We start from the raw sequence: 20,602 nt of genomic DNA, 5'->3' as shown, positions 1-20,602 counted from the left end.
CGCCGCGCGGATCCGGCGTTTCGGGACTTCCGCGCGGCGAGGAGAGGCAGGGGTACGTGGCACGCCTGACGGTGGACGAATCCTGCTGTGTCGGCGCCGGGCGATGCGTCTCGGTCGCGCCGGCCCTGTTCGACCAGGACGAGGACGGACTGGTCGTGGTGGTGCATGAGGTCCTGCCCGCAGGTGCGCTGCCGGCGGCGCATGAGGCCGCGGATCTGTGCCCGTCCCGGGCGATCACGGTGACGGACTGACCCGTCCACGGACGCCGCCCCGGCCCACTCCCGGCGCCAGAGGTGGCGGCGCGTTCTCGCGCGCCCACGAACCAGAAAGCGCCCCGAACCAGAAAGGAGGTGGAAAGTGTCCGACCAGGCCACCGTTCCGACCGCCACCCACCCCCCCGCGTCACCGGAGTTCCCCGAGTTCCCCACCGCCCGCCGGTGTCCGTTCGCGGAACCGGCCGGATATCCCGAGCTGCGCGCACAGGGGCCGCTGTCACAGGTCACGCTGTACAACGGCCGCCGGGTGTGGATCGTCACCGGCTACGACGAGGGACGCCGGGTCCTCGCCGACCACGGGTCGTTCTCCTCGGTGCGCGCCGACCCACGCTTCCCGGCCACCGCCCCGCGTTTCGAGGCGGCGCGTGCGGTCCGCAACTTCATCGGCATGGATCCGCCGGGCCACACCACGCAGCGGAGGATGCTGACCGCCAGCTTCACCGTCCGCAGGATCAACGATTTCCGTCCCCGCATCCAGCAGATCGTCGACACGCTGCTGGACGGACTGCTGCGCCGCGGGACGAGCGCGGACCTCGTACCGGACTTCGCCCTGCCGGTGCCCTCCACCGTGATCTGTGACCTCCTGGGTGTCCCCTACGACGACCACGCGTTCTTCGAGGCCCAGGCGCGCCGCATCGTGCACGGCGACTCCAGCCAGCAGGACAGCGCGGACGCCTTCACCCGGATCCGCCTCTATCTGGAGGAGCTGATCCGGACGAAACGCACGAAGCGCGGGGACGGCCTGCTCGACGAGCTGATCACAGAGCACGTCGACCAGGGAGAACTGGACACCCGCACCCTCGCCGAGATCTCCCTGCTGCTGCTGGTCGCCGGGCACGAGACCACGGCGAATGCCATCGCACTCGGCGTGCTCACGCTGCTGGAGCGCCCCGACGTGCTCCGGCGGGTCCGCGCCGAACCGGCGGCGGTCGCCGACGTCGTGGAGGAGCTGCTGCGGCACCTGTCGATCGCGGACGGCGCCGCCCGGTTCGCGACCCGGGATGTGGAGATCGCCGGCCAGCCCGTCCGGGAGGGCGACGGTGTCATCGTCGCGATCGCGGCGATGAACCGGGACTCGGCTGTCTTCGGCGAGCCGGACGCCTTCGACCCGCGCCGGTCCGCCCGCCGTCACGTCGCCTTCGGATACGGAATCCACCAGTGCCTGGGGCAGAACCTGGCCCGGGCCGAGATGGAGATCGCCCTGACCTCGCTGTTCCGGCGGATCCCCGACCTCCGCCTGGCGGTGGGCGTCGACGAGCTGGAGCTGCGGCACCCCGCCGGACTGCACGGCGTCGTCGCGCTGCCGGTCGAGTGGGAGACCGGGAGCGCGGCCTGATGGCGCCGACCGGGCAGCGGACGGACCTGCTGGCGGCGGCCGCGGCCTTCCTGACCGAGCACGTCCCGGGCCTCGCCACCGTGGCGGACCCGCCCGCCCGCGTCCCCGCCGACGGTTCCGCGGCCCTCGGGGGGCTGGCGACCGAAGCGGACGTCGCCGGTGTCGTCCGAGTCGCCGGCCTGACCGAGCGGGTGCTTGGCGGGCACGGAGAGATCACACCCGTGCCGCGCACGGGACAGGTCCGCTACTACGAGGACGAGATCCGCACCGCCGCCGGGACCCTGATCGGGACGGTGTCGGGGCGGTTGGAGGTCGTCCACGAACGCCCGGGTGACGGGCACCGGTTCGCCGTGCGGACCGAGCAGGTCCACCTGTTCGGCACGCTCTTCCACTTCTCCGGCCTCAACGACCTCACCGCCGAGTTCGCCGGTGCCTACGTGTCGGTGCCCGGCTTCGCCGTCGCCGGTGAGCTCGTCGGCTGGTCCGCCGTCCGCAGCATCCACATGACGCCGACGCCGTTCGTCTCGAAGGTCCAGCTCGTCCTCGCCCGCTGACCGGCCGAGGTTCTCCCTGTCTCGCCTGTGAACTGCCCCGACCATCCAGCCCGCCCGCCCAGAACAAAGGATGACGATGAACATCCGCCGCTCGATGACGGCCTCCGGGCTCGTCTCCGGATCCGTTCTCACCGCCGCCTGGATCGCGGCCACCCGCCTGCTGTCCGTCTCCCCGTCCGCCGTGCGCGCGGGCGACCCCGGCGACCCCCGCGCCACCGTCGATGCCGGTGATGCCGGTGGGACGAGCGGCCTGTCCGTGGTCCACGAGGGGATCTGGGAGCCGCAGATCAGAAACGAGCAGAACGTCAATGTCGCCGATCCCCAGGTCGGCCAGATCGGCAGCTACTACGACGAGCTCTACGACTCCTCCCGGGAGCTGCTCGGGATCACCATCGGCCGGTACGAGATCCGTTACAAGAAGGTCGGCGGTGCGGTCCTCACCTACTACTCGGAGGACCTCTTCCTGCGTGACGGGATCATCCACGCCGAGGGCTGGGCCGACTTCAACGACGTGAAGAACGGTGTCTGGGTCGGCTATCCGGCGGTCGGTCTCGACGGCGTCTACCGCGGCCTCGATGGCCGCCGCGAGTGGCGGGTCATCGAACCCGACCAGCCGGTCGAGGCGCGGATCTCCCTGCACGGCTGAGYCGCCTTCCCCGTTCCTGGCCGCGAAGGACAGGACCAGCTGCGAAAGGACCGACGTGGGCGCGCCCGAGATACACATCCTGTCCGCGGGATCGGCACTGCCCGGACCGGCGGTGGACAACGCCGCGCTGGCCCGGCGATTCCGGATGGACTCGCTGTGGGAGCAGTGGGTCGACACCTTCATCGGTACCCGCAGCCGGCATCTGGCCGTCGACCTCGACTCCGGTGAGATCGGCGCGTCCCTGGCCGATCTCGGCGAGGCCGCGGCGCGCACGGCGCTGACCCGGTCGGGCCTGCGGGCCGCGGACGTCGACGTGATCGTCATGGCCACCGCGACGCCCGACAGCCTCATGCCGGCGACGGTGAACGTCATCGCCGACCGCCTCGGCGTCGACCAGGTCCCCAGCTACCAGTTGCAGTCCGGCTGCTCGGGCGCCGTGCAGGCGCTCGACCTGGCCTGCCAGATCCTGCGGGCCGGCCGACACCGCACCGCCCTCGTCCTCGGCGGCGACGTGATCGCCCGGTTCTACGACCTGGACGTCGACCTGCGCTCGGTCCCGCCCTCGGAACTGGTCAACTTCGTGCTGTTCGGCGACGGCGCGGGCGCGGCCGTCCTGAGCGCCGACCCCGGGCCGGGATCGGTGACGGTGCGCTCGGTGCTCACCCGGCTCGTCGGGCTGGGCCGGGCACCGGGCGCGACCCTCGAGTGGTTCGGCCCGGCCGGCCACGGTGCCTCCCGGGCCCAGGAGCGCCCCGCCGCCACGGAGGACTACAAGGCGATCGAGAGGCTGGTCCCCGCGATGTCGCTGGAGGTCCTGCACGAGCTGCTCGACGAGCTGGAGTGGAAGGGCGACGACGTCGACTACCTGCTGCCGCCGCAGCTCTCGGGGCGGATGACCGCGCTCATCGGGCAGCGTCTCGGTGTCGGTTCCTCCCAGGTGAGCTGCGTGGACGAGACCGGCAACGTCGGCAACGGCGTCGTGTTCTTCCAGCTCGAGCGGATGCTGGCGCGGATCTCCCCGGGTGAGCGCGCGGTCGTCGTGTCGATCGAGTCGAGCAAGTGGATCAAAGCCGGGCTGGCGCTGGAAGCGACCTGACCCTGACCGCCGCCCGACCCCGGCGCCTCCAGCGCGAGCCCGGTGACCAGCGAGGAGAGCCCGACTCCATGTCGAACGAGGACAAGCTGCGCGCCTACCTCAGGCGGGTGACCAACGACCTGGTGGAGGCCCGCCAGCGGCTGGCCGAGGTCGAGGCCGCGAACCAGGAGCCGATCGCGATCGTGGGCATGGCCTGTCGCTATCCCGGCGGGGTGCGCTCGCCGGAGGACCTCTGGGAGCTGGTCGACGCCGGCCGGGACGTGATCTCCGGATTCCCGACGAACCGGGGCTGGGACCTGGACGCCCTCTACGACCCGGACCCGGACCGGCCGGGGACGTCGTACACACGGTCCGGCGGGTTCCTGCACGACGCCGACCTCTTCGACGCCGAGTTCTTCGGGATCAGCCCGCGGGAGGCCCTCGCGGTCGACCCCCAGCAACGCCTGCTGCTGGAGGTCGCCTGGGAGGCCTTCGAGCGGGCCGGGATCGACCCGGGAACGCTGCGCGACAGCAGGACCGGCGTGTTCGCGGGAGTCATGTACGACGACTACGGGTCACGCATGCACCGCTACCCGGAAGGGCTGGAGGGCTTCATCGGCACGGGCAGCGCGGGCAGCGTCGCCTCCGGCCGGGTGGCCTACACGTTCGGTCTGCGGGGCCCGGCGGTGACCGTGGACACCGCCTGCTCGTCCTCGCTGGTGGCGCTGCACCTGGCGAGCCAGTCCCTGCGCCAGGGAGAGTGCACGCTCGCCCTGGCGGGCGGGGTGACGGTGATCTCCACCCCCGGCCTCTTCATCGAGTTCAGCCGCCAGCGCGGTCTCGCGCCGGACGGGCGGTGCAAGGCGTTCGCCGCCGCCGCCGACGGCACCGGATGGGCCGAAGGGGTGGGTCTGCTCGTCCTGGAGCGGCTCTCCGACGCCCGGCGCAACGGCCACCGCGTCCTGTCCGTCGTCCGCGGCAGCGCGGTGAACTCCGACGGGACCAGCAGCCAGCTGTCCGCCCCGAGCGGGTCCGCCCAGCGGGACGTCATCCACCAGGCCCTCACCAACGCCCGCCTCACCCCCGCCGACATCGACACCGTCGAAGCCCACGGCACCGGCACCACCCTCGGCGACCCCATCGAAGCCAACGCCCTCCTCGCCACCTACGGCCCCCACCACACCCCCAACACCCCCCTCTGGCTCGGCTCCCTCAAAACCAACATCGGCCACACCCAGGCCGCCGCCGRCATCGCCGGCATCATCAAAACCACCCAAGCCCTCCACCACCACCGCCTCCCACCCACCCTCCACATCGACACCCCCACCCCCCACGTCGACTGGACCCCCGGCACCCTCGCCCTCCTCACCCACCCCCAACCCTGGAACCCCACCCCCACCCGACCCCGCCGCGCCGCCATCTCCTCCTTCGGCATCAGCGGCACCAACGCCCACGTCATCCTCGAAGAAGCCGACGGGCAGGACGCGAACCCCGTCGGTGCGCCCGCACCCGCGCCCGACAGGGCGGGGCCGGCCGCGCCGGTGCCGTGGGTGATCTCCGCGCGCAGCCCTCAGGCACTGCGGGACCAGGCACGACGGCTGCGCGCGCACGTCACCGCGCACCCGGAGCTGTCCGTGGCGGATGTCGGGCTGTCGCTGGCGACGACCCGCACCGCGTTCGAGCACCGGGCGGCCGTCACCGGAACGGACCGGGCCGTGCTGCTGGACGGTCTCGGTGCGCTGGCGCACGGCCGCCGCGCGCCGGCGCTGGTGCGCGGGAGCACCACCGAACCCGGGCGGACGGCGTTCCTGTTCACCGGCCAGGGCAGCCAGCGGCCGGGGATGGGCCGCGAGCTGTACACCGCGTACCAGGTGTTCGCCGACGCGCTCGACGAGATCTGCGGGCACTTCGCGCCGCACCTGGCCCACCCGCTGCGCGACGTCGTCCTGGGCACCGGCGGGGACGTCCCCGCCGACCTGCTGCACGAGACGACCTACACGCAGCCGGCGCTCTTCGCCGTGGAGGTCGCCCTGTCACGGCTCCTACGGCACTGGGGTGTCGTCCCCGACCTGCTCATCGGCCACTCGGTGGGCGAGCTGGCCGCCGCCCACGTGGCCGGCGTCTGGTCGCTGCCGGACGCGGCTGCCCTGGTCGCCGCGCGGGGTCGCCTCATGTCGTCCGCCCGCTCCGGCGGCGCGATGGTCGCGATCGAGGCGACGCCGGAGGAGATCACCGCCGCGCTGGCCGGGCACGAGGAGCAGGTGTCGATCGCTGCGGTGAACGGCCCGCGGGCCACCGTGGTCTCCGGCGACCGGTCGGCCACCGACCAGGTCACGGACCACTTCCGAGACGCCGGCCGGCGGATCCGCCGGCTGCGGGTGAGCCATGCCTTCCACTCCCCGCACATGGACGACATCCTCACCCACTTCCGCGACATCGCCGCCACCGTCGACTACCACGACCCCCACACCCCCCTCATCTCCAACCTCACCGGCCACACCGCCACCCCCGACCAGCTCCGCTCCCCCGACTACTGGACCGACCACATCCGCCACCCCGTCCGCTTCCACGACGGCATCCGCCACCTGCACTCCCTCGGCGTCACCACCTACCTCGAACTGGGACCCGACGCGGTCCTGACGCCGATGGCCCACGAGTGCCTTCCGGTGGGCGGCGCCGCCACGGTCACGCCGGTGCTGACACGCGGACGCCCCGAACCGGCGACGCTGGTCGGGGCGCTGGCCCAGGTGCACGCCGACGGGAGCGCCGTCGACTGGCGGGCGTTCTTCGCGGGCACCGGCGCCCGGCCCGTCCCGCTGCCCACCTACGCCTTCCAGCACACGCACCACTGGCTGCCCGCGGGGCCGGCGGCCACCCGGGAGCACCACCGGACCCGGCTCACCGACGACGAGGCGCAGTTCTGGGACGCGGTCGGGCAGGGCGACGTCGCCGCCGCCGCGGGTGCCCTCCAGCTGCCCGAGACGGACCACGAGGCACTGGCCGTACTGCTGCCCGCGTTCGCGCGGTGGCGGCAGGGACGGAACCCGGCCACGCCGGGCAGCGGGCCGTGGCCGGAGGGCGCCGACACCCCCCGTGGAAGCGACCTGGCCGGTCCCACGGGCACGGACGGCGGCGCCGCACTGCGGGAACTGGCGACCACCGCGGGCGCCGAGGAGGTGGAGTCGGCGCTGCTGGACCTCGTACGCATCCAGGCGGCCGAGGTACTGGGACACGCCGGACCGGAGGCCGTCGGTGCGGGCGACGACTTCCTCGAGATCGGTTTCTCCTCGTTCACGGCGCTGGAGGTGCGCAACCGGCTCTGCGAGGTGACCGGGCTGCTGCTGCCCCCGGTCGTGATGTACGAACACCCGACCCCGCGGGCGCTCGCCGCCCACCTGCGGGCCGAACTCGCCGCGCAGCCGGCGGCAGCCGATGCGCCCTCGACGGTTCCCGCCATCAGGCCCCCCGCGGTGCGGACCCCCGACACGGAGTCCGGCGCCGTGGAGTCACGCGCCGTGGAGTCACGCGCCGGCTGATCCGCGCAGGCGCCCCGTCCCAGCCCCCGCCGCGCGGCACCCGCCGGGCGGCACCCAGCTCCGCACGACCCGAACCGGAGGACTCACATGCGCGTCGGCCTCGGATACCTGAACATGGCCCCGGCAGGCGACTCGGCAACCGCCCGGTCGATCTACGCCGACTTCCTGCACGACGCCCGCTGGGCCGAGGACCGTGGGTTCGCCGGCATCTGGGTGACCGAGCACCACTTCTCCACCTACAGTCTCACCTCCTCCCCGCTGCTCCTGCTCGCCCAGGCCGCCGCGGCCGCCCCCCGGCTGCGGCTGGGGACGTCCATCCTCGTTCTGCCCTTCTGGGACCCGGTCCGCCTCGCCGCCGACGTGCTCACCCTGGACGCGCTGTCCGGGGGGCGGTTCGACCTGGGAATCGGCCGCGGCTACCAGCCGCACGAGTTCCTCGGGTTCGGCCGCGACCCAGCGGACAACCGGGAGATCTTCGCCGAGGCGGTGGACGTCGTCGTGCAGCTGTTCACCCAGGAGGACGGGGACTTCAAGGGCCGCTACTTCCAGATCGACGCGCCGGTGACGCTGCTGCCGCGCCCGACCCAGCAGCCGCACCCGCCGATCTGGATGGCGGCGACAAGTCCCGAGTCGCTGCGGTTCGCGGCCGACCAGGGCTTCCACTTCATGCTGCCCGCCGTCACCACGTTCGAGGAGATCGTCGAACGCCGGCGCTGGATCGAGGAGGCCGGTGGGCTGCCCGACGGCCGCGAGTTCCAGGTCAACCGCTTCGTGTACCTGGGGGATGAGGAGGGCCGCGAGCGGGTGGTGCGCGAGATCGCCCGCCAGCTGCAGACCTCGGCAGGCCTGACCAACAGCGTCTACCCGGTGCTCGGCGCCGCCCCGGCCCCGGAGGAGATCGACCCGGCCGTCGAAGCGAAGGTCCGCGACATTCTCATCACCGGTTCGGCGGACGAGGTGGTCGACCAGTTCCGGGCGCTGGCCGAGACCGGCATCACCTACGTCATCGCCGGGTTCGAGTTCGGCTACCTCGACACCGGGACGGCCCGGCGGTCGAGGGAACTGTTCGCCACCGACGTCCTCCCGCACCTCGCGGAGATCTCACCGCCAGGGCACATATCGAACTCGGTGTAGCGATAGACTGAACCAGTCGGTAAACAGGTCACAGTCGGGGCCGCAACGACGGTCGGCACCGGCGGCGTCCCATCCCTGCGTCAACCCATTCTGCGGCGCGGCGAACTCGCGGCGTCTGTTCGGCCTGGCAGACCTCCGGTTCCCGCTCCGGCAAGAGGAGCGCCTGGCATGCCGATTCCTTCCGGAGCAGACGCCGAGGCTCCGCGACTCTCCGTCCTGGACGTGGTCCCGGTCTTCTCCGGCAGCGACACCGCGCAGGCCCTGTGCAACACGGTGGACCTCGCACCGCGGGTGGAGGCTCTGGGCTATCTGCGCTACTGGGTCGCCGAGCACCACAACATCCCCAGCCTGGCGACGTCCTCGCCCGCGGTGCTCGCGGGGCAGCTGGCGAGCGTGACCACGCGCCTGCGGGTCGGCTCCGGCGGCGTGCTGCTACCCAACCACGCACCGCTGGTGGTCGCCGAGCAGTTCGGCACTCTTGAGGCCCTGTATCCGGGGCGGATAGACCTCGGGATCGGGCGTGCGTCAGGCGGCGACCCGCTGACGGCCAGGGCGCTGGGCCGCCCGTTCGCGCCCGACGACTTCCCGCGCCAGCTGCGGGAGCTGACCGGCTACCTGGCGGGCACGGCCGACACCGCGTCGGAACGCTCCGTCGCCGCGATCCCCGCCCCGCCGGGACAGCCGTGGCTGTGCATCCTGGGGTCCAGCCTGGCGAGCGCCCGGTTCGCTGGCGTGAACGGGCTGCCCTACGCCTTCGCCCACCATCTCGTGCCGCACCTGACGGTGGCCGCTCTCGACACCTACCGGTCCGCGTTCCGCGCGTCGTCCCACCTGGACGAGCCGTACGCCGTCGTCGCCGCCGCGGTCGTGGCGGGCGAGTCCGACGAGCACGCGCGCGAGCTCGCACTGCCCTATCTGCTGCGCAAGATCCACATTCAGCGGGGGCTCGTCTACGGCCTCTACCCGAACCCGGCGGAGGTCGCCGCCCACAGCTTCTCCCGCCTCGAGGAGAAGTACCTGGAGGAGCACAGCGCCGACCAGTTCTTCGGGGGGCCGGCAACCCTGGCCGAGAAGGTCGCGGAGCTGGTCCGGCGGTCCGGCGCCGACGAGCTGATGGCGCTCTCCCTGATCCACGACCACGCCGACCGGGTCCGCTCCTACGAGCTGCTGGCCGGCGCGGTCCCGGCGGCGCACCGGTCGTCCCCGCACCAGATACCGGCCAGCGAGAACTAGGGAGACGGCCTCCTGCCGGAACTGGCACCGGAACCGGCGAGGTGCGGCGGAGGGCGGGCCTGCGCCGCACCGGATCCCGGCCCGGGCCACAGGGTTCCGGGAGTCCTGGTGCGGTCCGGAGGGTCACCCCGTCGTGGCGGGCTCGCTCTCCCTCGGCCCGGCGACGCTCTCCGGCGCGGGTGCCGGCCGGCCCGGTAGGAAGAACCCCGCCACCAGAACCGCGAGCGACGCTCCGAAGACCCACCAGAAGGCCGACTGGAACGCGCCGACCGTCGGCACCCCGCCGGAGAACCCGCTCTGCAGGATGAACGCCACGATCGCAATCCCGAGGGACGCCCCCAGCTGGTTGAGCACGTACAGCGCCGAGGTCCCCTGCGGCACCGACTCCGGCGGCAGCGTCCGGTACAGCGCCCCCATCGTCGGAGCCCCGACGAAGCCCAGCCCGAGCCCCGTCACGAAGACGGCCGCCGCCAGACCGGCCTCGCTGGTGTCCGTCCCGGCCTGGGTGAACACCAGCGCGCTCACCGCGATCAGCACGGCACCGCCCGGGGCCAGGGCCCGCGCTCCGACCTTGTCGCTGAGTCGCCCCGCCAGGGGCATCGCGATGAACGAGCCCGCCCCCAGCGGCGCGAGCAACAGGCCGGCCTCGAGCACTCCGTGGTCGCGTAGCAGCTGGTAGTACAACGGCACGACGAACAGCATCGAGAACAGCATCACCCCGGTGATCGCCATGACCGCCACGCTCGCGCTGAAGCTGCGGCTGCCGAACAGCCGCAGATCGATCAGCGCGGCACCGCCGGCCCGCAGTGCGTGCCCGATGTAGGCGACGAGCAACACACCCCCGATCGCCAGCGTCACCGGCACCCGCGCCGCGTCGAACCCGTGCTCGCCGGCCTGGGAAAGGGCGTACACCAGCACGGCGAACGCCGGGCACAGCAACGAGACCCCGACGATGTCGAGACGCCCCGCCCCGCGCTCGGAGCGCGGCGGATCGGCCGGGACCACCCGCAGGGAGGCCAGCAACGCCGCCAGACCGATCGGCAGGTTCACCAGGAACATCCACCGCCAGTCCAGGTGCTCGATGATCACGCCGCCGATGATCGGGCCCAGAACGGGGCCCAGTGGGATGACGACCCCCATCAGCCCCATCACCCGCCCGACCCGGGCCGGGCCCGCCGCGCGGGCGAGGAGCGTGAGCATCAGCGGGTCGAGCATCCCGCCGCCAAATCCCTGTATCACCCGGAAGATGATCAATGCTTCGATCGACGGTGCCACACCGCAGGCGAGCGACCCCGCCAGGAACAGCGACAGGCCGGCCAGCCACATCCGCCGGGCCCCGAACCGGTCGACCGCCCACGCGCTGAGCGGGATCGCGACGGTCACCGCGAGCAGGTAGCCGGTGGCGACCCAACCGACAGTGCTCAGAGACGTGTCGAAGTGCTCGCCGAGCGTATCGATCCCGACGTTCACGATCGTTCCGTCGAGCAGGCCCATCATCCCGCCCAGCAGAAGCACCCCGATCAAACGCAGCAGCGCGGGATCCAGGCGGTCGCCCTGCTCCTGACCCATGCCATCTCCATCTCGTACGAGAAAACTTACTGGCTGGTTAAAAATACTGTACAGGACAGGACTCGGAGAGTCGCGCTCATGGCACGCCCTGTCGCCGTGGCCCACACCGAGCCCTCACCCGGACAACCGCCACAGAGCACAGCCACGGAGCACAGCCAGGCCACGACCGGTCACCGGACCGACCAGCCGGCCATTCCCCATGAAGACGACCAGTTTTGTGGGTAATGTTCTCGACACCGAGAAGTTCATTATTCTTGTCTGGAGGTCGACCCGAGTGATCGGCACGGGCAACCGCCGGCTCCACCTGAGCCTCAACCTCAACGGCCTGGGCTTTCACCGCGCCGGCTGGCGGCATCCGAGCAGCCAGCCCGATCGCGTGTTCTCCGCGGACTACTACGTCGAGCTGGCCCGGACCGCGGAGCGCGGCCGCCTGGACGCGATCTTTCTGGCCGACACCCCGGCGTTCGTCCTCATGCCGGGCCGGTCCGTCACGCTGCAGGCGGAGCCGGTGGCGCTGCTGTCCGCGCTGGCGGTGGCGACCACCCGCGTCGGTCTCATCGGGACGATCTCGGCCAGCTACAGCGAGCCGTACACCGTCGCCCGCCAGTTCGCCATGCTCGACCACCTCAGCGGAGGCCGGGCGGGCGTGAACGTCGTGACCTCGGCGGGCGACCGCGTCGCGCAGAACTTCGGCCGGAACAGCCACTTCGAACACGCCACGCGCTACGAGCGCGCCGCGGACTTCCTGACGGTCGTCACCTCGCTGTGGGACAGCTGGGCCGACGACACGGTCCAGGCCGACAAGGCCAGCGGTGTCTTCGCCGACCTCGACACAATCGTCGAGATCAACCACATCTCCGAGCACTTCCGGGTCCGGGGGCCGCTGAACATCCCTCGTCCTCCGCAGGGCCGGCCCGTCCTGGTGCAGGCGGGCGCGTCGACGCGCGGGCGTGACCTCGCGGCCCGCTGGGCGGACGCCGTGTACACCGGCTCGTCCACCGTCGAGAACGGCCAGGCCTTCTACCGGGACGTCCGGCAGCGCGCGGCGGACGCCGGCCGGTCCCCGGACAGCCTGCGCATCCTGCCGGGCCTCATCCCCTACGTCGGCTCCACCGAGCGCGAGGCACGGGAGCTGCGCCGGGAGCTGGAGGACCAGCCGGAGCCGCTCGCCGGGATGATCGAGGAGCTGGGCGCCGTTCTCGAGACCGACCTGGGTGGGCTCGACCCCGACCGGCCCATGGACCTCGCGCTGTTCCCGGACGAGGCCACCTACGGGCAGTCGGTGAGCCGGCTGGTGCGCTTCCGGCAGTACGTCCACGAGGAGTCGCCGACGATCGCGCAGTTCGCCAAGTGGGTCCGGGGCAACCTCGGCGTCGTGCACTGGATCGCCACCGGGACCGGCGAGCAGATCGCCGACCAGCTCGAGTCCTGGTTCCGGGCCGGGGCCGCCGACGGTTTCAACCTGCTCGTCCCGCTGCTGCCCAAGGGCCTCGACGACTTCGTCGACCAGGTCGTGCCCGAGCTCCAGCGCCGCGGCCTGTTCCGGCGCGAGTACGAGGGGCGGACGCTGCGCGACCACCTCGGGCTGGAGCGCCCGGCGGGCCGCCGTTCCGGCGCGGGCCCGCGCCCCCACGAGCTGCACGCCGAGGCATGACGGGCGTCATGCCCGGGCTGAACCGCCGTGGCGCCACCACGCACCCGACCCACCGAGTGACGGAGCTACCCGAACCCATGGAACGCAGACGCCTCCCACGGCCCGTGCGCCCGATGTCCCGCCTGTTCGCCCTGCTGACGGCGTTGGTCACGACGGCAGCCGTCGGTCTGCTCGCGGCCTGYGGCTCCTCCGCCGGCGAGGCGGGCGCGCCGGCGGGCGGGCGGACGCTGACGATCCTGTGGCCGGCCGACCCCATCGACCTGTCCACCGACGACGGGTTCGGGCTTCAGATGCTCGCCGGCACGATCGAACGGCTCGCCGTCTACGACGCCCTGATCGCGCTCACCCCGAGTGCCGGGCTGGAGTACCGCCTGGCCACCTCCCTGGACTCCGACGACGGCCTGACCTGGACCCTGCGCCTGCGTGACGGCGTGAGGTTCAGTGACGGCACCCCGCTCGACGCGGCGGCCGTCAGGGACAACTGGACCCTGCTGGCCGATCCGGCCCGGCGCTCCCCGAGCGCCTCGGTGGCCCAGCAGATCGGCGCGCTCGCGGTGGTCGACCCGGTGACGCTGCGGATCACTCTGAAGGAGCCCGACAACCAGTTCCCGCGGCTGGTCGCGCAGACCGTGCTGACCTTCATCGGCTCCCCCACCGCGCTGCGGGCCAAGGGCGACGCGTTCAGGACCGCGCCGGTCGGCGCCGGGGCGTTCACCGTCCGGGAGTGGCTGCGCAACGATCACGTGACGCTGGTGCGCAACCCGGGCTCCGCCGTGCGGGCCGATCTCGACACGATCGTGATCAGGTCCGTCCCGGACGAGACGCAGCGCTACAACACGCTGCTGGCCGGCGGCGGGGACATCGCCTTCTCCGCGAACCTGCGCACCGGCGTCAACGCCGGCGAGGCCGGCCTGGTCAACCAGCGGGCGTTCAGCGACGGCGGTCTCAACCTGCTGTTCAACGTCACCACAGCGCCCTTCGACGACCTCCGCGCCCGCCAGGCCGTGGCCCACGCACTCGACCCGCGGGCCCTCAACAAGGCGCTGTTCGACGGGACGGCGAACGTCCCGACCACGTTCCTGCGCGAGGAGTCGCCGTTCCACAGCGCGGTCGCCCTGCCCACCCCGGACCGGGCCCGGGCCCAGGCCCTGTTCGACGAGCTGGCCGCGGCGGGGAAGCCGGTGCGGTTCACCATCGTCACCCCGCTGAACTTCAGCAACGTCGCGGAGTGGGCGCAGTCCCTGCTGGGCGGGTTCCGCAACGTCGAGGTCAAGGTCGACGCGATGGCCCAGACCCTGCCGGTCCTCAAGGGCGGATTCCAGGCCACGCTCACCGGAACGCCGCGGTTCGTCGACCCCTACCCCCAGCTCGCGCTCAACCTGGGAACCGGCGGTCCCAACAACTACGGCCGGTTCTCCGACCCCCGGCTCGACGCCGCGCTGCAGGACGGGCAGCAGGCCCGGGACACCGCCGGCCGCACCCGGGCGTACGAGACGGCCCAGCGGGTCATCGCCGAGCAGCTGCCGCTCGCCGGCCCGCTGTACCGCCTGCCCGGGCAGTACATCCACCAGCAGGAGACCTTCGACGGCGAGCTCCCGATCATCAACGACGGCGTCCTCGACGTCACCCGCCTGTCGAAGGCGGGGTGAGCCGCTGGTGAGCGGGCGCCGCGGCGGCACGGTCCTCCGCCTGGTCCTGCCGCAGCTGGCGCGCACCGCCGCGGTCCTGCTGCTGGTGGGCTTCGGCGCGGCCTTCCTCCTCGACCTGGCTCCGGGTGATCCCGCCTTCGCCCTGCTGGGCGAGCAGGCGACCGCGGAGCAGATCGCCGCCACCCACCGGGCACTGCACCTCGACGACCCGTTCCTCACCCGCTACTGGACCTGGATGAGCGGGGTGGTGCGCGGCGACTTCGGGACGTCCTACCTGACCGGCGAGCCGGTCATGGCCTCGGTGGCGGCCAGGCTGGAGGTGACCGGCGAGCTGGTGCTGCTCGCGCTCGCCGGCGCGCTGGCCGTCTCCGTGCCGATCGGGGTACTCACTGCCCACCGCGCGGACGGGCGGGCGGACCGGGCGTGGTCGCTGGTCTCGTCGGGCCTGATCGCGACACCGCCCTTCGTCCTCGCGCTCTTCCTCGCCTACGTCCTGGCGCTGAAGGTCGGCGGGCTGCCGGCGACCGGCTGGGCGGCCTGGGCGGACGGACCCGGCGCCAACCTCCGGCACGCCGCGCTGCCCGCCGCGACGCTGGCGCTGGCGCTGGTCCCCACCTACTCCAGGATGCTGCGCGCCGACATGATCGCGACCCTTCAGGAGGACCACATCCTCGCCGCCCGTTCCCGGGGGCTCCCGGTGCGCCGCATCCTGTTCCGGCACGCGCTGCGCCCCTCGTCGTTCTCCCTCGTCACCCTCACCGGGATCAGCATCGGTCAGCTGATCAGCGGTGCCGTGGTCGTGGAGGTGCTGTTCGCGCTGCCGGGGCTCGGGCAGCTGGTGGTCACCAGTGTGACCGCGAAGGACGTGCCGGTCGTGCAGGGCGTCGTCATGTTCCTGGCAGTCGTGTACTGCGCGGCGGGTGCGGTCACCGACGTCCTGTACGGCTGTCTCGACCCGCGGGTGCGGGTGCGGCCCACATGAGGGCGCGACGGGAGGCGGACGGGCTGTCGCTGTGGCTGGCCCTCGCCTGGGTCGCCGTCGTGGTCGCCGCGGCCGTGCTCGCCGGCGCGCTGCCGCTGCGCTCCTACGGCGCCCTCGTACCCGGCGTCGACGCCCGGACGCCGCCGGGCTGGCGCCCCGAGTTCCTGGGCACCGACGCCATCGGCCGCAGCGTGCTCGCGCGGGTGGTCCACGGGGCCCGGGAGTCCCTCCTCGTCGGGATCGGATCGGCCGCGCTGGCGATGGCCGCGGGGCTCGCCACGGGGCTCGCGGCCGGCTACTTCCGGAGGTGGGTCGACACCGCGATCGGGGTGGTGCTCGACGCCGTGCTGGCGGTGCCCGCGCTGGTCCTGCTGATCGCCGTCGCCGCCGTCGGCCGCCGCGGCACCGCCACGATCGTCCTCGGTCTGGCGGTCGTCGGGACCCCGAGCTTCGCCCGGCTGGCCCGTGCCAGCACCCTCGCGGTGGTCGACCGCGAGTACGTGGCGGCCGCCCGCGCGCTGGGCACGCGGCCGGGCCGCATCCTGCGACGGGAGCTCCTGCCCGAGGTGGTCCTGCGGCTGGCGCCGTTCGCGTTCGTGTTCATGGCGTTCGCGGTCGTCGCGGAGGCGTCGCTGAGCTTCCTGGGGCTGGGCCTGCCCCCGCCCGCGCCGAGCTGGGGCGGGATGATCAACGACGGCCGGCCGTACCTGGACGGCGATCCGTTCCTGGTGTTCGTGCCCGCCGTCTGCGTGTTCCTGACGGTCGCCTCGTTCACCGTGATCGGGGAGCGGGCACGCCGACGGTTCGACGCCCGCGAGTCGAGGCTGCGGTGACCACCGGCAGGATGACCATCCTGGGCCCGCCCAGCGGCCTGCCCGCACCGCTGCTGGCCGTGCAGGACGTCTCGACCACGCTGCCCACGGCGGCCGGCCCGCTGCACGCCGTCGACCGCGTCTCGTTCACCCTCGCCGCCGGGGAGGCCGTCGGAGTGGTCGGCGAGTCGGGCTCGGGGAAGTCGATGCTGGCCCGCACGGTGATGGGGCTGGCCCCGCCCGCCGCGCGCACGACGGGCTCGGTACGGTTCGCCGGGCACGACCTCCTCACCGCCTCCGCCCGCGACCTGCGCGAGGTGCTCGGCTCCGGAGTCGCGATGGTGTTCCAGGACCCCGCGACGGCCCTGAACCCGGTGACGCGGATCGGGCGGCAGCTCGCCGAGACACTGCGGCTGCGCGGCGGCCTCGACCGGCGCGCCGCCCGCGACCGCGCGGTGGAGCTGCTGCGCACCGTCGGCATCCCCGACCCGGCGCGGCGGGCGCGCAGCTACCCCCACGAGCTGTCGGGCGGGATGCGCCAGCGGGTGTGCATCGCGCTCGCCGTCGCCTGCGGCCCGCGGGTGCTGCTCGCCGACGAGCCCACCACCGCCCTCGACGTCACCGTGCAACGCCAGATCCTGGATCTGCTGGCGGACCTGCGGGCCGCCTCGGGCATGGGCATGCTCCTGATCACCCACGATCTCGCCGTCGTCGCCGGGCGGACGGAGCGCCTGCTGGTGATGTACGCCGGTCAGGTGGTGGAGACCGGCCCGACCACCGAGGTGATCCGCGCGGCCCGCCATCCCTACACCGCCGCGCTGCTCGCCTCGGTGCCCCGGCTGGAGCAGCCGAGCCACACCCGACTGGCGACGGTCGCCGGCCTGCCCGCCACCGCGGTGGGCGCGACCCGCGGCTGCCGGTTCGCGCCGCGCTGCCCGCGGGCGCGGGCGCGGTGCCGGCAGGAGGACCCGGTACTCGCCGATCCCCGGGCCCGCCATGGCGCGGTGCCGGGGCGGGACCGGGAACACGCTGTGGCCTGTTTCCATCCGGTCGGCGGCGGCGGCGGGGCCGCCGTCCGGGACACCGCGGAAAGGATCCGATGACGACGTCCGAGGTGCTGCTGCGGGTCCGCGACCTCGCCGTCGACTACCGCGTACCGGGCGGCGCGCCGCTGCGCGCCGTCGACGGGGTCAGCTTCACCGTCCGGCGCGGAGAGACCCTCGGGCTCGTCGGCGAATCCGGCTGCGGCAAGTCGTCGACCGCCCGGGCGGTGATGATGCTGCGCCGCCCCACGGGCGGGCGGATCGAGTTCGACGGGCAGGACCTGGCCCGGCTGCCGGCGCGGCAGCTGCGCCGGCTCCGCCCGCAGCTGCAGATGATCTTCCAGGATCCGGCGTCGTCGCTGAACCCCCGCCGTACCGTGGCCGCGATCGTCGCGGAAGGGCTGGCGGCCCACCGCCACCCCCGTCCCTGGACCCGCCTCGTCGACGACGCGCTGTCCGCGGTGGGCCTCGACCCCGAAGCCGTCGGCCACCGCAGGCCCACCGAACTCTCGGGCGGGCAGTGCCAGCGGGTCGCCCTCGCCCGGGCTCTCGTGCTCGCCCCCGCGCTCGTCGTCTGCGACGAACCCGTGTCGGCGCTCGACGTGTCGGTGCAGGCGCAGATCCTCAACCTGCTGGAGGACACCAGGCGCCGCCACCGGCTCAGTCTGCTGTTCATCGCCCACGACCTCGCGGTCGTCAAACAGGTCAGCGACCGGGTGGGCGTCATGTACCTGGGGCGGATCTGCGAGCTGGCGCCCGCCGAGCAGCTCTACCGGCAGCCCCGCCATCCCTACACCCGCGCGTTGCTCGACGCCGTCCCCCTCCTCGAGCCGGTCCCTCCATCCGGCGCGATCGCGGCCCCCGGCAGCATCGCCGTGCCCGGCACCGTCCCCACGCCGGGCACCGCCTCCACGCCCGGCGAGCCGCCGTCGCCACTGCGGCCGCCGAGCGGATGCCGCTTCCGCACCCGCTGCGACCGGGCCCGCGACCGGTGCGCCGAGGAGACCCCGCCGCTGCACCCGGTGACCGAGGACCATCAGGTCGCCTGCCATTACCCCCTCCCCGGCTGACGAGAATTGATCTCCCGCGCTGCGCCGGAACCCGGTTTAGCCGTCGGAAAGCACTCGGCTAGGACGGCGGGCAACGATGTTCCCGCAGCCGCGGCGACCGGATCCGGGCGCATCCGGCAGGAGGGTGGGACACCGTTGACGATCACTGATCTGGCCCCGCAGCGCCGGCACACCCTGTACTTCCTGCGGGAGACGCGGGCCTTCGCGCCCGTCTTCCTGGACACCGAGGTCGACATGAGCCGGGTCGCGGCCCTGCGGGCCGCGCAGCGCCACTCGGTGGTCTCCTACGTGCTCCACGCCGCCGGTCGGGTGCTGGCACGTCACCCGGAGGCGAACGCGGCCATCCTCGACGGCCGCCGACCGAAGGTCGTCCGCCATGACGCGGTGCACGGCAAGCTCACCCTCGACAAGACCCTCGACGGCCACCGGGTCGTGCTCGCCACGGTGCTGCGGAACCTCGACCGCCTCGACCTCGGCGAGATCCAGCACCACGTCGAGCGTTTCCGCGACGGCGACCCGGCCACGATGCCCGAGTTCGCCGGGGTGCGCGCGCTGCACCGGGCCGGGACGGGCCGGGCCGGCTGGCGGCGGGCCGAGCAGGCCTTCCGCCGGGTCGTGCGGCCGTTGGAAGGCCGTGCCGCGGTCTGGGGGACGGTGGCGGTCACCTCGCTCGGGCACGGGGTGGTGGACACCTTCCAGTCGGTCGGCGGCACCACCGTGACGCTCGGTCTGGGGCGCACCCTCGATCGCCCGGTGGTCCGCGACGGCCGAATCACGGTGGCACCCGTCATGCGGCTGAGTCTGGCCTTCGACCACCGGGTGATCGACGGGGCGGAGGCCGCGGACGTGCTCGCCGAGATCAGGGAGGCCCTGCAGAGCTTCCCGACTCCGAAGGCGGACGGCGCGGCGGAGGAGAACCGATGAACGACGTCGCCGAGCTCACCGTGCACGTCGCCGCCCACGCCGCGGCTCTGGACATCGACGCCGCCGGGTACCGGGACCTGACCGCGCGCATCCACCACGACGGCGCCGGCCCGGGATCCTGGGTGCACGAGTGGTCCGGCCTCGCCGCGGCGCGGGAGGCGCGCGGCGATCTGCTGGGCGCGGCGGCCTGCTACAGCTTCGCCAGGTTCCCGTTCGTCGACAGCCCCGCCCGCCAGGGCGCGCTGGACAACTGCGTCCGGGCGACGGACCGGTGGCGGCTCGAGGTCGCTCCCGAGGTTGCCGACATCGAACGGCTGGAACTGGACGTCCTCGGCGGAAGGGTCGTGGCGTGGACGACCGGGCTGGTCGGCCGGGGCGTTCACGCCGGCGGCCCCCCGGCGGGGGCGTTGCCGACCGCCGCCGTACCGGCCGGGGGCAGGCCGCTGCTGATCGTCACGGGGGGCATCGTCAGCGTCAAGGAGCAGTGGGCTCCCCTGCTGCTCCTCGCGGCCCGGCTGGGCCTCGCCGCGGTCGTGACCGAGATGCCCGGCGTCGGCGAGAACACCCTGCGTTACACCGCTGACAGCTGGCGGATGTTCCCGGCGATCCTCGACGCTCTCGGCGGCGGCGCCGACGTCACGCGCACCTTCGCGCTCGCGCTCAGCTTCAGCGGGCAGATGGCTCTGCGGTGGGCGGCCGAGGACACGCGGGTGCGCGGGATCATCACCACCGGCGCGCCGGTACGCGCCCTGTTCACCGACCGCGCATGGCAGCGTGCGCTGCCGCCGGCGACGGTGGCGACACTCGCCCACCTGACCGGGGCCGACCCCGGCGAACTGCCGGACCTGCTGCCCGGGTGGGCGCTGTCCGACGACCAGCTCACCGCCGTCGGCGTACCCGTGCGCTACGTGGCGAGCACCCGCGACGAGATCATCCCGCCGGCCGACGTGGCACTGCTCCGCCGAACCCTGCGTGACCTGGCCGTCCTCGAACACGACGACGTCCATGGCGCGCCGGGGCATGCCGTGCAGACCCGCGGGTGGATGAGCCGGGCGCTCGTGGACCTCCGCGACGCCACATCGGGCTGACCGCGCCCGCCGCAGTCCGCGC

The 20,602-nt window shown here is 73.1% G+C and carries 16 protein-coding genes and 1 pseudogene; 16 read left to right on the top strand and 1 reads right to left on the bottom strand.

The features are described 5' to 3' along the window. The first annotated feature begins 56 nt into the window (after window positions 1-56). The 8 genes and pseudogenes from CC117_RS09895 (at window position 57) to CC117_RS09860 (ending at window position 9,789) form a co-directional block, all read left to right on the top strand. Window positions 57-251, top strand: a complete 195-nt coding sequence (locus tag CC117_RS09895; protein ID WP_071083430.1) for a ferredoxin — start codon at window positions 57-59, stop codon at window positions 249-251. 106 nt (window positions 252-357) lie between these two features. Next, the gene (locus CC117_RS09890; RefSeq protein WP_071083429.1) at window positions 358-1,611 is read left to right on the top strand and encodes a cytochrome P450; all 1,254 of its coding nucleotides are present in this window, start codon (window positions 358-360) and stop codon (window positions 1,609-1,611) included. Further along, on the top strand, window positions 1,611-2,165 hold the full coding sequence (locus CC117_RS09885) for an allene oxide cyclase barrel-like domain-containing protein (RefSeq protein ID WP_131803042.1): 555 nt from the start codon (window positions 1,611-1,613) through the stop codon (window positions 2,163-2,165). The genes CC117_RS09890 and CC117_RS09885 overlap by 1 nt, the downstream gene beginning before the upstream one ends. 76 nt (window positions 2,166-2,241) lie before the next feature. After that, window positions 2,242-2,811: an allene oxide cyclase barrel-like domain-containing protein gene (locus CC117_RS09880; RefSeq protein ID WP_198541790.1), complete on the top strand. Its 570-nt coding sequence runs from the start codon at window positions 2,242-2,244 to the stop codon at window positions 2,809-2,811. A 55-nt stretch (window positions 2,812-2,866) separates the two neighbouring features. Then, window positions 2,867-3,907 carry a 3-oxoacyl-ACP synthase III family protein gene (locus CC117_RS09875; protein ID WP_071083427.1) on the top strand — a complete coding sequence of 347 codons (1,041 nt, stop codon included), beginning with the start codon at window positions 2,867-2,869 and terminating at the stop codon, window positions 3,905-3,907. Between the two features lie 86 nt (window positions 3,908-3,993). Continuing rightward, window positions 3,994-7,422, top strand: a pseudogene (locus tag CC117_RS09870) (type I polyketide synthase); the annotation flags it as partial. Between the two features lie 87 nt (window positions 7,423-7,509). Next, the gene (locus tag CC117_RS09865) at window positions 7,510-8,556 is read left to right on the top strand and encodes an LLM class flavin-dependent oxidoreductase (RefSeq protein WP_071083425.1); all 1,047 of its coding nucleotides are present in this window, start codon (window positions 7,510-7,512) and stop codon (window positions 8,554-8,556) included. Window positions 8,557-8,724: 168 nt separating this feature from the next. Continuing rightward, window positions 8,725-9,789: an LLM class flavin-dependent oxidoreductase gene (locus CC117_RS09860; RefSeq protein WP_071083424.1), complete on the top strand. Its 1,065-nt coding sequence runs from the start codon at window positions 8,725-8,727 to the stop codon at window positions 9,787-9,789. 123 nt (window positions 9,790-9,912) lie between these two features. Here CC117_RS09860 and CC117_RS09855 read toward each other — a convergent pair whose 3' ends face one another. Continuing rightward, on the bottom strand, window positions 9,913-11,358 hold the full coding sequence (locus CC117_RS09855; protein WP_071083423.1) for a DHA2 family efflux MFS transporter permease subunit: 1,446 nt from the start codon (window positions 11,356-11,358) through the stop codon (window positions 9,913-9,915). Window positions 11,359-11,557: 199 nt separating this feature from the next. On the opposite strand from CC117_RS09855, the gene CC117_RS09850 reads away from it, so the two are divergent. The 8 genes from CC117_RS09850 to CC117_RS09815 all read left to right on the top strand — a co-directional run bounded on the left by CC117_RS09850 (window position 11,558) and on the right by CC117_RS09815 (window position 20,580). After that, window positions 11,558-13,012, top strand: coding sequence for an LLM class flavin-dependent oxidoreductase (locus CC117_RS09850; protein WP_084131837.1), 1,455 nt, complete (start codon window positions 11,558-11,560; stop codon window positions 13,010-13,012). Between the two features lie 77 nt (window positions 13,013-13,089). Beyond that, complete coding sequence (locus CC117_RS09845) at window positions 13,090-14,661, top strand: ABC transporter substrate-binding protein (RefSeq protein WP_071083474.1); 1,572 nt, start codon at window positions 13,090-13,092, stop codon at window positions 14,659-14,661. A gap of 7 nt (window positions 14,662-14,668) precedes the next feature. Further along, window positions 14,669-15,643, top strand: coding sequence for an ABC transporter permease (locus CC117_RS09840; RefSeq protein WP_071083421.1), 975 nt, complete (start codon window positions 14,669-14,671; stop codon window positions 15,641-15,643). Beyond that, a complete protein-coding gene (locus CC117_RS09835) occupies window positions 15,640-16,476 on the top strand; it encodes an ABC transporter permease (RefSeq protein ID WP_071083420.1) in 837 nt (278 codons plus the stop codon). Before CC117_RS09840 ends, CC117_RS09835 begins: the two co-directional genes overlap by 4 nt. Beyond that, window positions 16,473-17,558, top strand: coding sequence for an ABC transporter ATP-binding protein (locus tag CC117_RS09830; protein WP_241829973.1), 1,086 nt, complete (start codon window positions 16,473-16,475; stop codon window positions 17,556-17,558). Before CC117_RS09835 ends, CC117_RS09830 begins: the two co-directional genes overlap by 4 nt. Then, the gene (locus CC117_RS09825) at window positions 17,555-18,568 is read left to right on the top strand and encodes an ABC transporter ATP-binding protein (RefSeq protein ID WP_071083419.1); all 1,014 of its coding nucleotides are present in this window, start codon (window positions 17,555-17,557) and stop codon (window positions 18,566-18,568) included. The genes CC117_RS09830 and CC117_RS09825 overlap by 4 nt, the downstream gene beginning before the upstream one ends. A gap of 135 nt (window positions 18,569-18,703) precedes the next feature. Next, window positions 18,704-19,492, top strand: coding sequence for a 2-oxo acid dehydrogenase subunit E2 (locus tag CC117_RS09820; protein WP_071083418.1), 789 nt, complete (start codon window positions 18,704-18,706; stop codon window positions 19,490-19,492). Beyond that, window positions 19,489-20,580 (top strand): alpha/beta hydrolase, encoded by a 1,092-nt coding sequence (locus CC117_RS09815; protein WP_071083417.1) that lies wholly within the window; start codon window positions 19,489-19,491, stop codon window positions 20,578-20,580. Before CC117_RS09820 ends, CC117_RS09815 begins: the two co-directional genes overlap by 4 nt. Window positions 20,581-20,602: the final 22 nt, after the last annotated feature.

The sequence above is a fragment of the Parafrankia colletiae genome (assembly GCF_001854655.1).
GTDB classification, from domain to species: Bacteria; Actinomycetota; Actinomycetes; order Frankiales; family Frankiaceae; genus Parafrankia; species Parafrankia colletiae.
This window is presented reverse-complemented; position numbering and strand designations above follow the sequence as displayed.